Here is a 14,651-nt window from a genome sequence, read left to right as displayed (position 1 = left end):
AGCGACCAGCCAGAATAAATTATGATTATCAGTGCTTTTGACATGTTCAGTATCGGTATCGGGCCGTCGAGCTCGCATACTGTTGGCCCGATGCGGGCAGCGAAGAAATTTACCGACGATTTAGCCGATGGCGGCCTGCTGGAAAAAGTCGCCAGCGTTAAAGTGGAGTTATACGGCTCTTTAGGCCAAACCGGCGTTGGCCATGGTACCGGCAAAGCCGTTATTCTGGGGCTGGCCGGTTATCTGCCGGAAACAGTAGACCCGGACGCCGTACCCGGCTTACTAAAACAAGTACATGACGAGCAGCAGATCCGTCTGGGTAAACTACAACCGGTCAGCTTTGCGCGCGAAGGCGCCATCGTATTTCACCGGCGCAAAACATTAAAAGAACACTCCAACGGCATGGAGCTGATTGCGCTGGACAAAGACAAAAACGTTGTGCTGAGTGATGTGTATTTCTCAATAGGTGGCGGCTTTATTGTTAAAGCAGAAGATTTCGCCAAAGAAAAAGAAGCCGCCAGCCAGTTTGCTGCAGATAACCCACCGCCGTTCCCGTTTGAATCTGGCGCAGAGCTTCTGGCGCTGTGCAAAGAAAATGGGCTGTCGATTGCCGGTTTAATGCTGGAAAACGAAAAAGTATTACGCAGCCCGGCACAAATCACAGACGAGCTGAACAATATATGGCTGACAATGCGCGCCTGTATCGAGCGCGGCATTAAAACCGAAGGTATTTTACCAGGCGGTTTAAAAGTTAAACGCCGGGCACCGGCACTGTATAAAAAGCTGATGGCGGAGAAAAGCGCTGATCCGCTACAGGTAATGGACTGGGTAAATCTGTTTGCGCTGGCGGTAAATGAAGAGAACGCCGCCGGTGGCCGCGTGGTGACGGCTCCCACCAATGGTGCAGCAGGCATTATTCCCGCGGTTCTGATGTATTACGATAAATTTATTCAGCCGGTTACACCGGATATTGCCGTGCAATACCTGCTAACTGCAGCCGCTATCGGCATCTTGTACAAGAAAAACGCTTCTATCTCGGGCGCTGAAGTTGGCTGTCAGGGCGAGGTAGGCGTCGCCTGTTCTATGGCGGCTGCGGCATTAACCGAAATACTCGGCGGCACGCCGTCGCATGTTGAAAACGCGGCCGAAATTGGCATGGAACATAACCTGGGTTTAACCTGTGACCCTGTTGGTGGTTTAGTTCAGGTGCCCTGTATTGAACGCAATGCCATGGGGTCGGTTAAAGCTATTAATGCATCCAGGCTGGCTCTGCGTGGCAGCGGTGATCACAAAGTATCGCTGGATAAGGTGATTAAAACCATGTGGGATACCGGTAAAGATATGCAAACCAAGTATAAGGAAACCTCGCGCGGTGGGCTAGCCGTTAACATTATTGAGTGTTAAGTCTTTTTGCGCATCAGGCCCGCCACACGGGCCTGATGGTACAGTTTAGCCCGGCTTTTTGGCCCAGGCTGCACACCAGCCCTCACTGCTAACCAGTTTACCCGGGAAAATACCGCAAGGACGCCAGGCGTCACCGGCACTGCCCTGTGCCAGCGCGCAGCCAGCACATTGCTGCCCGTCCTTAGCTGACTTGTGTACATACTGTAAGGCCTTTGCCTGCGGGTCTTCAGGGTCAACGTGCTCTGCAGCCATGGCGTTGAGGCTTATGCCGCCCAAGCCAAACCCTACCACACCGCCTGCGGTTAATTTTAAAAAGCGTCTTCTGCTGTTTGTCATAAGTTGTGCCTCTGATCTGATTTGTCTTGTCATCGTCTGCGTGTCATCTGTCGTGCACGTAGTTATTGATATAGCGCCGCTGCTTGGTAGGCGCAGCGAACCACATCATAGCGCCTGCATTAACGGCATTCTTTGATAAGAAACAACATTGCATCTGCTCAGGCTTAAATAATACGCATGCCAGGCTGCTGTGGATTAGCAGGCAACCGCTAAACCTGTCGCCTGCGCTACTAAACCGATAACGGTTTAAATTGTCATTTTTGACTGGCAGAATAGGTTTACTTGCCAGATATGTAGAAGACTCATGAAATCAATACTCTGTATAACAGCGGCTTTGCTTGCCGCAAACATTGCTGCCGCTGAACATCCGACTGCAGGCAAATGGATAACCGATGCGCAAGGCCAGACACTGAATAACCCGCAAAGCTCGGGCTTTACCTGGCGCCATGACGAAATTATTCATCTGGGTGATAACAGTGCCGCAGTTGAAATGCGTAATAAGTTACTCCGTGTAAACCCACAAACGGCAGCGCTTAACGCACCACCGCTGCAAATAACAGTAGCGGAGGATGTATTAAACGGTTGTTTTGGTGAGTTGTTTAGCAAGTATCCGGATTTTGAGGCGCTGACCTGGGACAGGCAGAACGACACGGTGTTTGTCAGTGTAACTGAGGATTCCTCTTTTGTTAGCTTAAGCGCCGAATGTAAAGCACGCTATGGCGAAACAAACTCAACCGATTACCCGACTTTGCTGGTTAAAATTGAAACCGACAAAGCCCTTAGCCGCGCCGAGATTACCGCCGCGCGACCGGTACAATTTCCAAAGGCGGCCAACGTTGGCAACTTTCCTAATGACGGCATAGAAGGGTTAGCCTTTGATAAGGCGGGGAACTTATATCTTGGATTGGAACAAAACGCTGAAAATACCCCAATGATTTTTAAAGTGCCTTACGACGACACATTCTGGCAGCAGGATACGTATGTCAAAGTGCAGGATACCGGCTTTGTGTTGCCGGTGCCTGATAACAAAGACCACCCGATTAATGATTTAGAGTACCTGCCAAGCCCCAAAACTGGCCACCCCGGCTATCTGGTAGCAGTGGCCCGGAACGATGATCAGCTTTGGATCCTTGATATCAGCCAGCAGCAAGCGCCTTTTGTACAACAAATGGCTTACTATGCCCCTACCCCGGCCGACAGCGCTTGCCCGGCATATGAGAAAATGGTGCAAACTGCAGTGGAAGGCGTGACCGTGCATGGGAATACGTTATATCTGGTGAACGATGCCTGGAAAAAACACTACCCGGATAATATCCAGTGCCCTGATAACGCAGCGCATTTTAAGAAGTTTGCGCCACTGATGTTCACCTCGCCGGTAAACCCCGCCTGGTTTGTACCACGCTAATACTTAATCTGTCAGCCACGACAGGTGAAGTAATCTGTACAATCTGCTATTATCGCCTGCTGTCTGTCGCAAATGCTTGCGGCGGCGCAGGCAATGCAACTCCTCATAGTTTTTCGGCATTTAGTAGATTTTTCGGGACACATTATGATTAATCATTTTCGCGTACTTGGTGTAAAAACCAATGCCAGCGATGACGACATTAAAAAAGCCTACCGCCGCTTAGCCAATAAATACCACCCGGATAAACTGCATGGCCTCAGTGATGAAGAGAAAGACCTGGCCGCCGTTCAGCTGCAGCGAGTAAAAGCGGCCTACGATTTGCTGTCAGATCCGAAGCAGAAAGCTGCCTATATTAAAGATTTCAACAATGTTATTGTCACCGACCCCGCCGCAGCCATGCAGGAGCTGTGGGATCAGTATTATTCTTAAGCCCCTTTGCGTGTAAGAGTGTTATGGCAACGAAATTAAATACTGCACGGCTGCGTGCTTTGCAAACTGATGCGCTGGAAAATATCGAATCCTACATGGATCCGGATACACCCAAGGCGCTGGAACAATTTACCGCCAAGATCAAAGCCATTCTGCTTGCGGATCCACAAATGCTGGAATCACTACCGGAATATTTACCGGTTGCGCTGTATGGCCGGGTAAAATTCCCACCGCCAGCAAAACCCAAATGGCAGCAGTGGCTAAATACGGCTACAGCGCCTGTCTGGGACGAGTTTAAAACCTCTGTAGCTTTTAATAATGCTGATCTGGAACTGGTTAAAGCCGTACGCTCATACTCTGAGTTTGCGTTAATCGAAGCCTGCGCAGTGCTATTTATGTTAGACAACGCCGGTAAAGTACAGGCAGTCAGTCGCAGCAGCTCGAATAACACTCAGGACGACGCCGGTGATGAAAGTTATAACGATGGCTACGATTACGACAGTGATGACTACGGCGCAGATGACGATGGCGATGAAGACGGTTACGACGATCAGTACGACGATATCCGCTTTAAGGGAGAATAAGGTTAATGAGTACCAGTTTAATAGAAATTGCTGTAGCAGAGATTAAAGAGCTGGCTGTAATTGAACCTAAGCAAGCCAGCAAAAAGTTTGAGCTGATAGCCAATACCATGAGTGATGATCAGCTGGTAGAAGTCATTGAAAATATCGATATCGTTACGTTGACTCAGATTAACAGCGAACATGATATTTCGTTCCCGTCTATTATGTCTGAGCTGATGAGCCCGGAGCGGATCCGCGATATCGTTTGTCAGCAACCGCTGTACTGGGAAGAGAAAATTAAAAACAATGCCGAAGAGCTAAAGCAACATACCTTTGATTTTCTCACCTACCTTATCCGCACCCAGGATACAGAAGACAAACAAGCTGCCGTACTTGAATGCATTGCGGAAGATCCCGCTGGCCTGTTTTACCTGAGCATTCCTTTTATTGAACTGTATCGTGGCGAAGTGCTTGAGTACGAAAACTACTGGGAAGACAAACTGTACGAAGATGAAGAACATCTGGAAGAAGCTGAAGCCTATACCGAACGGCATCAGGCAGAAGATGTTCACAACCTGGGGATTGACGATCCGCGCAGCCTGCTAGCGCTGATCCGACAGCTGACACCCGAAGTAGAAAGTGCCATTAAAGCCCTTATCCGCAACGAAAACTCCGGCTGGGAAGGCATTATCAGCAAATTTGCTTCCGAGCTGGTACTGCAAGCCAAAGAGAAAAACCAGGCCACGGATGATGAATACAGTGAAGTGGACGATATGTTCAGCTTCCTGGATTAAAGGTGTAGTGCATGCAGTTAATACTTCGCGACAGTAACAATGGCCCGTTTTTAACTCAGGTGATTAACAAAGCACAGGCTGAAGACAGCTTAAGTAATGAGCAGCTAACACAGGTTAAAACCAAAGCTGTGCTAATGAGCCTGAAATTTGCAGACAAATTTTACAATAAGTACAAGATGCACCTGTTAGAACAGGCTGCCTATGATGTCATAGGTGTGGTCAGCCTGGGGTTACAACAGCTGAGTGATAATGACCATGAGCGGGCGCTGGCCTTGCTACTGGCACCGGAAGGCCTGGTTAAACCATTTCAGAAAGGCTGGAGCATGTTATCTGCTGTCAGCAAAAAAACCGGTAAAGCCTCGCTATACGGTGATGTTGAGGAACAGTTGCTGCAAGCAGTTGCCACGCCACCGGATGCCGATGAGTGGGATGGCTGGGCGCAGTATCAGCAAGCGTTAAAAGAACACCGCCGTACTCAGTCGATGCAACTGTTACAACAGCAATTTTATGCCCGCACCCATTTTGATGAGTTTGAGCATTTCAGCCTGGAAGAAGTACTGGCTGAAGTGGTGTTTTACCGGGCGTTGACCGGTGCCGACAAAGTACGCCAGGATTTAAAACAAAAAATCCGCAGCCTAGAGTTACAGCCGCACTGGTTCAGCGAAACCTTTTTTAAGCTGCAAACCGAAGCCACACTGGCGCAGCTACCCGACGCCAATAGCGGCGCCATCCGTGAAGATTTGGGTCAGCATTTTATTCCGGCGCTGTTGCGCACACTGCATTTTGCCAGAGATTATCAGGCGCTGGCTAACACTAATGCCAGCCCGGAAAAGCTTGATGCCCTGGAAGGTAAGCAGGGGTTGACTAACCCACTGCTGGGTTGGCCGCAATATCTGGAACTGTGATCTGCCAACGCTGATTTGCCAATGATAATGGAGTCGTAATGTTAAAAGGTATTTTGTCCGTCGTTTTGGCGGCGTTACTGGTTGCCGCACCGCTACAACAGGCCAGAGCTAACAGTGATACCACGGCAGATGTGCTGCGTGTGGCACTACCTGCCGCGGCCTGGGGCATGACGCAGTATCTGGATGACAATGAAGGAAGCAAACAGTTTTACTACAGCTTCGCCAGTACCATCGCGGCGACCTATGCGCTGAAAACAGCAGTACATAAAAACAGGCCCGATGGCTCGGCTAATGATGCGTTTCCATCCGGGCATACCTCAATGGCATTTCAGGGTGCCGCCTTTTTGCAGCGCCGTTATGGCTGGCAATATGGTGCACCGGCTTATGGGTTGGCTGCCTATGTCGGCTACAGTCGGGTAAAAAACGATCATCACGACACCAGCGATGTACTGGCCGGCGCGCTTATTGGTATGGCTGCCAGCTACTATTTTGCCGAGCCGTTTTATGGCATACAGGTAACCCCAACGGCAGGCTTAAACGGCCTGGGACTACAATTTAGTAAACGTTGGTAAAAACCAAAGCCTGCAACGAACTGCAGTGTGCAGGCTGCTTAGCTCGTAGCGTTAAATGGGTGCTAGTAATATTTATAAAATACCTTTTCCTACTAAAGATGTCAGAAAATTCAACGCATTATTCAGATATCACGCATCCGTCTCTGAATGAAGCACGACCCTGTTGCCTTCACTATCAATAACGACAGCACGAAAACCATGTGGCCCTATAGCATGCACCGCCTGTAATACTTGACCGCCGTGTAGGTTAACCTTGGTTACGGCTTCGCGTATTCTGCCGTGAACATTCAGATACAACATAATACCTTTGTCACTGATATCTGCCGCGTTTGGCACCAGACAACCACCGTTACCCTCACTGTGTTCCAGTACCGCAAAGCTAAAACCCGCTTCTGTGAAGATATCGACTTTTACAGCCAGCACGGCGGAATAGAAATCTGCCGCACGTTTTAGCTCTGCCACGGGTATATCAAACCATACGGCCCTGTTATGTAGGGTATTCAGATCACTCATACCACTGCTCCTTTATCTTTTGTCAGCCGGTTTGGCTGCAGCGAATTAAGCATAGCTGGTTAAGGTTAACCGCTGAAGTTTCTTCCTGCCATAGACATTCCGCATTTTAAATGCCGCTATCGGCAGTTTGGCTGGCTCAACGGCCTGCAGCAGTGTTAGCATTTACGCAATTCGCCTTTTTCAACAGACTGTTATGACAAAAAATCAAGCTATATTAGCCGGTTTCTGTGCTCTGGTGGCAAGCCAGACACTGGCCCAGCAAGAAAAGATTGAACGCATTACAACAACGGCGTCCCGCACCGCTGTGCTGGCCGATACACTGCCCGTTATGCTCAGCACAATAGATGAGCGTAGCCTGCAGATGCTCGCTCCCACTCATATTGAAGAAGCATTAAAGCAGGTCGCGGGTGCTAACCTGCAACGGGGCAATGGCCAGGAATATTTGCCCGCACTGCGCTCTCAGGTGTTTTCCGGTGCCGGCGCCTGCGGTGGTATTTTAACAGCAGAAGATGGCATACCGCTGCGCGCGGCAGGTTTTTGTAACGTGAATGAGCTGTTTGAAGCCCACAGCGAAATGGCACAGCGGATAGAAGTATTAAAAGGCCCTGGTTCAGTACTGTATGGCTCGAATGCGGTACATGGTGTGGTCAACGTGATCACCCCCGATACTACTTATGATAACGCCCTGCTCGGGTTGGATCTTGGCTCATACGGCTATCAGCGCTATAAAGTGCGGGCCGGTAAAGCCTTTGCCAATAGCGGTATAGGGATTAATGCCAGTGTTACCAGTGACAGTGGCTACCGGCCCAGTGAAAGCGTGACACAGCAAAAAGTTAATCTGCGCCATCGTTATAACGCCAGCGCATTTTCCGTGCAAACCGGTGCAACCTTTACCAATTTACAGCAGGATACGGCAGGTTATGCCAGTGATTACTCGCATGACGCAGTTGCCGTGCTGCCAGACGGTGTCGAACCATACCGTGATGCCCGATCATTTCGGCTGTGGACTAAAACCAGCTGGAGTTTGTCTGACAAAAACAGCATTACCATCACCCCCTACCTGCGTGACCAGCAGATGGAGTTTATTAAACACTATCTGCCCGGAGCCCCCCTTGAGCGTAACGGCCAGCAAGGTGTCGGCATCTTGTCACTGTGGCAGCATGAACTTAATACAAGCCTGCAGCTGCAACTGGGGTTTGACAGCGAATACAGCCGCGGTGATATGTATGAATACCAGCAGCAAAGTGCCAACGGCTCGCCGTTTGTCGTAGAAACGGTGCCTGTGGGGAAGCATTACGACTATGATGTTTCTGCCCGTTTGTATGCCCCTTTTGCTGCAATCAGCTGGCAACGTGGGGACTGGCAATTGCATGCCGGCGTGCGATACGAAAGTATGCGCTATAACTATCGCAATAATATGCTGACCGGACGTACCAAAGATGACGGCACACCGTGCGCCATGGGTGGCTGCCGTTACAGCCGTCCGCCAAGCAGCGTTTCCAGCTTTGACGATATATCCCCCAAATTTGCTGTCAGTTACCAGCTAAATAACACTGGCCAGCTGTATGCCAACCTGTCCCGCGGCTACCGGGCACCACAAACTGCTGAGCTATATCAGCTGCAACGAGAACAGAATGTCGCTGACCTGCAGCCTGAAACTGCCAATAATCTGGAGCTGGGCTATCGCTACGTGCAAGCCGACCTGCGCTACACGCTGGCACTGTATCAGATGTCAAAACACAACTTTATTTTTCGCGACAGTAACTTTTTTAATGTTAACGACGGCGCATCACGGCATCAGGGAATAGAGTTTGAGCTGGATTACGATTTGAGTGACAGTATTAATATGAAAATTGCCGCCACCCACGCCAGGCATCGTTATCATTACAGTGAAATATTAAATGGCGTTGATATAAACGGTAATGATATTGATACAGCCCCCCGTACTTTGGCGAATATTCAACTTGATTGGCAGGCGGGTAATAATCTGCAGTTAGCGCTGGAGTGGCATTATATAAGCCGTTACTACACTGACGCTGAAAACCTGCATCAGTACGGCGGGCATAATCTGTTTAACCTGCGCAGCAGCTGGAATATCAGCCCGCAGTTTACCCTGTTCGCCCGGGTGAATAATCTGACAGATCGTGCCTATGCTGAGCGGGCTGATTACAGCAGTTTTGATGGCGACCGCTATTATCCCGGCAGGCCAAGAAATATATCCTTATCACTGATCTATCAGTGGTAACAGCGAAAAAGCAGGCTTGCAAAATACAATGATTAACTGGCATATTGAGCTGCTGTTTTTATTTTGAATTGGCGACAGCCTAAACCGGTTGCCTGTCATAATACCCTGTCAGAATATAACAGCATTGTATTGACCCGGTTATTATAATAGCTGGCAACCTTAGGAAATATAGGTGCGTAACAACATCTGGCTAATATCATTATTGTTTACCTTGCCGCAGGCAAGCGCAGAAACATTTAAGGTGGCAATTTATTATCCGCAGGTGCCGCCTTATATGTATGCCGCTAATGACAATGTGCCGCTGGGTGTAGTACCCGAGCTGTTAAACGCATTCTTTGACGAACAGCCCTATGAATTAGAATACGTGTTTGAAAACCGACAGCGGGCAGAGTTAGGTGTTTACAGTGGCAAATATGACGCGACTGTACTGGCTGAAAAATGGACTGAAGAGCCAGACGCGTTGCTATTCACGCAACCTATTGTTGAACACCACGACTATCTTTATTCGCTACGCCCTATCAATGACGAAGAGCTAACAGCTAATAGCAACCACAGCATTTGCTTAAGGCGCTATTATAAATATACCGCTTTTACTCAGCAGTTATCTGAGGGCCAGCTAATCCGGCTGGATTCTGATTCAGAATTTGATCAATTTAATATGCTGGTAAACGGTCGTTGTGATCTGGTGTATATGAACGAACATGTCGCCAACTGGCTTATTAATAACCACTTCCCCGATACGCATTTTTACCGCAATAGCGTAGAGACAGATAAAGCCGATTTAACCCTGGCGTTACATCCAAAATGGGCTGCGCTGAAAAAGCGGCTTGATGCATATATTCGCGAAGCGCACCGCGATGGTCTGATTGACCGCAGCCTCGCCAGGCATATGAGAAAAAAACCACGTTAACTGCTATTAGAAGCCAGCTTCAGCCAACCGCTGTTGGATCTGGCTTAATTCTGCGGCGTAAAAGTTAAGATATGGCATGTCCTGCGCATTTACCGGTTGTTTCAATGCATAACTGCGCTCAATACTGCGTACCGTGGTCAAGGCCTGAGCAATCGGGCCATTGTTATTGACGATGGCATCAAAAATTGTTGGATTAATATTCAGATAAGGCAATAGCCGTTCAGAGGCAATACCAAACAACATATCTGATCCTGAAATCAGTGCTGCCAGAAAATACTGCTGGCATTGTTGCTCGGTATGCTGCCAGTGCCGGGCAATACTCTGTGCACTGTATGCACGAGCAAGTACCGTAATCGCAGCAGCAGCTGTTGCGGTGCCAAGCACAGCATAGGTCAGTACCCACTTTCTTACCAGCTCCAGCCCAAGGCGCGTCACCATTTCTTTGACTGAGCTGACATCGCGGGTTTTACGATACAGTGGGCTGTTCGCTATTTTCAGTATCCCCATTACAATGGCAGGCTCATCGTTCAGCAGCTGCGCTAACTCGTTAATATCAGGCTCTTCACTGAACAGACAGCGAATAATTTCGGCAAGTTTAAGTGCTCCCGGTTCAATTTTCTTGCCATCGACCGCCAACGCATCGCTAAGGAAATACCCCTGAAACAAATTGCAGCCTAACGCTTTACAAGCAGCAAACTGCGGTTCCGTTTCTACTTTTTCTGCCAACCACAGAAGATCTGGTCTGGCATAGCGCTTTTTATAGTGCTCAACCTGGGGTAAAGAACTGCCTATCATGTCGAGCCGGATAATACTGACAAGTGCCAACAAGGGTAAAATGTTGTCATTTACGCAGCTGTTATTCAGTGCAAAGCGAAAGCCCTGTTGTTTATGAGCAGCCACACAAGCTAATAATGCGGGAGTAACATCAATATCACCGGTCAATGTCAGTATTGTTCGGTCAGGTTGCAGCGCTAATGTCGCCGCCGATAGCAGCAGCTGCGTACTGACGTTAACAAACACGGCGGTACGGTATTGATCCGCTTGCACACTGATTGTCTGGCAGTACATGCTGAGTTGTTCATTGCTAAGGTTTGTGTCAAGCAATACGCCATTGATAGTTCTGGAATTACTTAATAATAACTCTACAGCATAACGCTGCTTATCCGCGTTAAATACCGGTTGGGCAACAAGCATAGCGTCGAGATCATCATGCGCATTTATCTCAGTATTCAGGCTGGTCACATTCAGTCCTTACGGCAATACAGTTTTAACATGCAGGCGACAATATACGGGCCACCCTATAGCGTGTCCAGCGTTCACATTGCACAACGCTTACTTTATGCGTTAATTAGCAAAAACTGTTTGATTCTGAATTATTTTGTTATAAAACAATAACAACACAAAATGCCTGAACTATGTTTATACTGCTCAGATACAGTTTATCTCTAACGCTAACCTTCTTGACCCGAGTGCCGCTATGAAGCAAATGATTGAAAAAGCAACAAATTTACCTAGCATTCCCAAAGTAGTACAGGAACTAATCAGTAGTTTTAATAACCCCGATATTACCAGTGGCCATATCGCAGCTATCTTAAGCAATGACCAGGCACTGACGGCTAAGGTGTTACGCATGGCGAACTCTGTGCGCTACGGCGGCCACCGTAAAGTAGGTTCTGTAAAAGACGCCGTACTTATTCTGGGTTTTAATTCACTACGTACGTTAGTGTTGTCTGTCGGGTTCGCCTCTACGCTAAAGGGCCCGGAAGCTTTTGATCTGGAAGCATTCTGGACGAAGTCTTTTAAAGTGGCGAACCGCTGCAAATGGCTGGCAAAATCCTTTAACATTGACGCTGATGTTGCCTATACCTGTGGCCTGTTGCATGCCATAGGTGAGTATCTCATCCACTTGGTCAAACCGGCAGAGGCCGTTGCCATCGACAAACGGGTTAACACCGGTGAAAGCCGCTCACGGCTGGAAAAACAGTTGCTTGGTTTTGACTACACCGAAGCAGGCGCTGAACTGGCCAACTACTGGTACTTTCCGCAGGAAATTGTCACCGCCATTCGCTACCAGGAAAACCCGGCTGCAGCGCCTGAACTGTCGGCTTATGCGGTATGCATCCATATTGCCCAGTACATGCTGGATAACGAGCGCAGCATTGCCGAAGGCAACTTTGATGGCTTCCCGGCAAAACTGGTACATGCGTTACACCTGACATTATCAGAACTATTTGCCCGACTGGAAAAAACACCGGAATTGGATGAAGGCATTGAAGAGTTTCTGCATTAAGCAGAAAAGACAGATGACTGCGCAGTGGCCACTGCTGGCTACAATAATTTGATGGCGCTGCCAAGACCGTCTAATGTCAACGCAAACATGCGGCCTTGCATGATTTTTTCAATGATACCAATAGAATAGTAATGCCCCCACCACTGCAGTGGCTGGGGGTTTAACCAGACCGCTTTTGGGTATTGCGCCAATAACCTTTGTAGCCATACTTTACCCGGCAGCTCATTAAAATGCTCTACGCTGCCGCCGGGGTATTCTATCTCGTAAGGCCCCATCGTCGCGTCACCAACGAAAATCAGTTTATAATCGCTGCTATAGGTATGAATAATGTCTTCTACTTTAACCTGCTCGGTATAACGGCGTTTATTATCACGCCAGACGCCTTCATATACGCAGTTGTGAAAGTAAAAAAACTCCAGATACTTAAACTCGGTTTTAACTGCCGCAAACAGCTTCTGACACTGTTCAATGTGGTCATCCATCGAGCCACCCACATCGAAAAACACCAGTAGCTTCACGGCATTGTGCCGCTCGCGCATAAAGCGTAAATCCAACCAGCCGGCCTGTTCTGACGTCGCCTGAATAGTGCCGTGTAAATCCAGTTCATTCTCGGCGCCGCTACGGGCAAACTTACGCAACTGCTTCAGCGCCAGTTTAATACTACGGTTGTTAAGCTCGCTTTCGGTGTCTAAGTCTTTAAACTCGCGCTTATCCCACACCTTTACCGCCCTGCGCGCGCCACTGCCCTGCTGACCAATACGCACACCTTCCGGGTTATAACCGTAAGCACCAAAAGGCGACGTGCCGCCAGTGCCTATCCATTTATTACCACCGCTGTGTTTTTTTTGCTGCTCGGCTAAACGCTCGCGCAACGTTTGCAGCAATTTATCCAGCCCGCCCAGCGCTTGTAGCTTGGCTTTATCTTCCTCACTGAGCTTACGCAGCACTTCCGGCACCAGCCATTCAGGCGGAATGCTGGCAGCAATATCGACCCCGGCAACACCTTCAAAGTAATCGGCAAAAGCACGGTCGAATTTATCGTACTGGGTTTCATCTTTTACCAGACAAAGCCGTGCTAACTGATAAAAGGCTTCCGTATCGGCGAAGATCATCTGTTTCTGTAACGCGTTAAGCAAGTCCAGCAATTCAGTAATGCTGGTTTTTAAACCGTATTTTCGCAGCGTAAAAAAGAAATCAATCAGCATGCGGCATGCCTAAATCGAAATGATGTGCGCATATTGGAGGGCGAGACTGGAAACTCGTTTTGGTCGGCGCAGAGTGTCTGAGCGCAGGCGTCAGCCGCAGCGAGTTGCTGCGACGAGCCAAAAGGAGTATTGCAGTCGACCCCAGCATATAATACAGATGCTTGCGTCATTTTACCGCCCTTGCCGTTTGGCCAGAAACGCCAGTTTTTCTACCAGGGCGACATCCTGCTCATTTTTCAGCAAAGCACCAAACATTGGCATTAATTCACCCTTTTGCTGTTTATCGGTAAGCACCTCTGCAGGTATATCTTCTGCCAACAGTAATTTAAGCCAGTCCAATAGCTCAGACGTCGATGGCTTTTTCTTTAACCCCGGCAACTCACGCAGTTCAAAAAACACTTCCAGCGCCACAGTTAACAGCTGCTGCTGAATATGCGGAAAATGCACCGCGACAATAGCACGTAAAATTTCGGCGTCCGGAAAGCGGATATAATGAAAAAAGCAGCGGCGTAAAAAAGCATCCGGCAACTCTTTTTCGTTATTAGACGTGATAATTACAACAGGCCTCTGCTCCGCCGTAACCTGTTCACCGGTTTCGTGCACATAAAACGCCATCCTGTCCAGCTCATGCAGCAGGTCGTTTGGAAACTCGATATCGGCTTTATCTATTTCATCAATCAGCAGCACCGGTCGTTTTGCTGCTGAAAATGCCTGCCACAGTTTGCCAGGGCGAATATAGTTATTAATATCCTGTACTTTGTCACTGCCAAGCTGACTGTCGCGCAAACGTGAAACCGCGTCATACTCGTACAAGCCATGCTGAGCCTTAGTGGTCGACTTTATATGCCACTGAATTAATTCTGTGCCTAAACTGGCCGCTAACTCTTCTGCCAGCCTGGTTTTACCGGTACCCGGCTCGCCTTTTATCAGCAGAGGTTTTTCCAGCGTTACAGCCGCATTTACTGCCAATGCCAGTTCAGCTGAAACGATATAATTGTCGGTGCTTACAAAGGCCATGGTTTCCCTCTATGCTTGTGGTGAAATGTAATATCTTATAGCCAAAAGCTACTGTCATTTTTG

Annotated in this window: 15 protein-coding genes; 10 read left to right on the top strand and 5 right to left on the bottom strand. The window is 48.6% G+C overall.

What is annotated here, in order from left to right; all coding sequences use genetic code 11:
• Window positions 1-21 precede the first annotated feature (21 nt).
• On the top strand, window positions 22-1,404 hold the full coding sequence (locus AC5SV9_RS18300) for an L-serine ammonia-lyase (RefSeq protein WP_475149258.1): 1,383 nt from the start codon (window positions 22-24) through the stop codon (window positions 1,402-1,404).
• 45 nt (window positions 1,405-1,449) lie between these two features.
• Here AC5SV9_RS18300 and AC5SV9_RS18295 read toward each other — a convergent pair whose 3' ends face one another.
• Window positions 1,450-1,740: a high-potential iron-sulfur protein gene (locus tag AC5SV9_RS18295; protein ID WP_475149257.1), complete on the bottom strand. Its 291-nt coding sequence runs from the start codon at window positions 1,738-1,740 to the stop codon at window positions 1,450-1,452.
• A 304-nt stretch (window positions 1,741-2,044) separates the two neighbouring features.
• Between AC5SV9_RS18295 and AC5SV9_RS18290 the strand changes: the two genes are divergently transcribed.
• From AC5SV9_RS18290 to AC5SV9_RS18265, 6 genes are all read left to right on the top strand, one after another.
• On the top strand, window positions 2,045-3,145 hold the full coding sequence (locus tag AC5SV9_RS18290; RefSeq protein WP_475149255.1) for a hypothetical protein: 1,101 nt from the start codon (window positions 2,045-2,047) through the stop codon (window positions 3,143-3,145).
• Window positions 3,146-3,289: 144 nt separating this feature from the next.
• Window positions 3,290-3,574, top strand: coding sequence for a cold adaptation protein ActJcold adaptation protein ActJ (atcJ, locus tag AC5SV9_RS18285; protein ID WP_134055458.1), 285 nt, complete (start codon window positions 3,290-3,292; stop codon window positions 3,572-3,574).
• Window positions 3,575-3,597: 23 nt separating this feature from the next.
• A complete protein-coding gene (gene atcA / locus AC5SV9_RS18280) occupies window positions 3,598-4,158 on the top strand; it encodes a cold adaptation protein AtcA (RefSeq protein WP_475149253.1) in 561 nt (186 codons plus the stop codon).
• Between the two features lie 5 nt (window positions 4,159-4,163).
• Window positions 4,164-4,931: a cold adaptation protein AtcB gene (gene atcB, locus AC5SV9_RS18275; protein ID WP_475149252.1), complete on the top strand. Its 768-nt coding sequence runs from the start codon at window positions 4,164-4,166 to the stop codon at window positions 4,929-4,931.
• Window positions 4,932-4,942: 11 nt separating this feature from the next.
• Window positions 4,943-5,836: a cold adaptation protein AtcC gene (gene atcC / locus AC5SV9_RS18270; RefSeq protein WP_475149251.1), complete on the top strand. Its 894-nt coding sequence runs from the start codon at window positions 4,943-4,945 to the stop codon at window positions 5,834-5,836.
• A 38-nt stretch (window positions 5,837-5,874) separates the two neighbouring features.
• On the top strand, window positions 5,875-6,408 hold the full coding sequence (locus AC5SV9_RS18265; protein ID WP_475149250.1) for a phosphatase PAP2 family protein: 534 nt from the start codon (window positions 5,875-5,877) through the stop codon (window positions 6,406-6,408).
• Window positions 6,409-6,537: 129 nt separating this feature from the next.
• Here the strand turns inward: AC5SV9_RS18265 and AC5SV9_RS18260 are convergent, their stop codons facing one another.
• Window positions 6,538-6,921: a VOC family protein gene (locus AC5SV9_RS18260; RefSeq protein WP_475149248.1), complete on the bottom strand. Its 384-nt coding sequence runs from the start codon at window positions 6,919-6,921 to the stop codon at window positions 6,538-6,540.
• Between the two features lie 193 nt (window positions 6,922-7,114).
• Between AC5SV9_RS18260 and AC5SV9_RS18255 the strand changes: the two genes are divergently transcribed.
• Window positions 7,115-9,166: a TonB-dependent receptor gene (locus AC5SV9_RS18255; RefSeq protein WP_475149247.1), complete on the top strand. Its 2,052-nt coding sequence runs from the start codon at window positions 7,115-7,117 to the stop codon at window positions 9,164-9,166.
• A gap of 172 nt (window positions 9,167-9,338) precedes the next feature.
• Window positions 9,339-10,076 (top strand): substrate-binding periplasmic protein, encoded by a 738-nt coding sequence (locus tag AC5SV9_RS18250; protein WP_475149246.1) that lies wholly within the window; start codon window positions 9,339-9,341, stop codon window positions 10,074-10,076.
• Between the two features lie 6 nt (window positions 10,077-10,082).
• On the opposite strand, the gene AC5SV9_RS18245 is transcribed toward AC5SV9_RS18250, so the two are convergent.
• Entirely contained in the window at window positions 10,083-11,318 is a 1,236-nt protein-coding gene (locus tag AC5SV9_RS18245; protein ID WP_475149244.1) for an EAL and HDOD domain-containing protein, read from the bottom strand.
• 235 nt (window positions 11,319-11,553) lie between these two features.
• Between AC5SV9_RS18245 and AC5SV9_RS18240 the strand changes: the two genes are divergently transcribed.
• Window positions 11,554-12,366, top strand: coding sequence for an HDOD domain-containing protein (locus AC5SV9_RS18240; protein WP_475149243.1), 813 nt, complete (start codon window positions 11,554-11,556; stop codon window positions 12,364-12,366).
• 38 nt (window positions 12,367-12,404) lie between these two features.
• Here the strand turns inward: AC5SV9_RS18240 and AC5SV9_RS18235 are convergent, their stop codons facing one another.
• Together AC5SV9_RS18235 and AC5SV9_RS18230 are read right to left on the bottom strand one after the other, a co-directional pair.
• Window positions 12,405-13,571: a vWA domain-containing protein gene (locus AC5SV9_RS18235; RefSeq protein WP_475149241.1), complete on the bottom strand. Its 1,167-nt coding sequence runs from the start codon at window positions 13,569-13,571 to the stop codon at window positions 12,405-12,407.
• Window positions 13,572-13,742: 171 nt separating this feature from the next.
• Entirely contained in the window at window positions 13,743-14,588 is an 846-nt protein-coding gene (locus AC5SV9_RS18230) for an AAA family ATPase (protein ID WP_475149240.1), read from the bottom strand.
• Window positions 14,589-14,651: the final 63 nt, after the last annotated feature.

The sequence above is a fragment of the Rheinheimera sp. ATLC3 genome (assembly GCF_059429535.1).
This window is presented reverse-complemented; position numbering and strand designations above follow the sequence as displayed.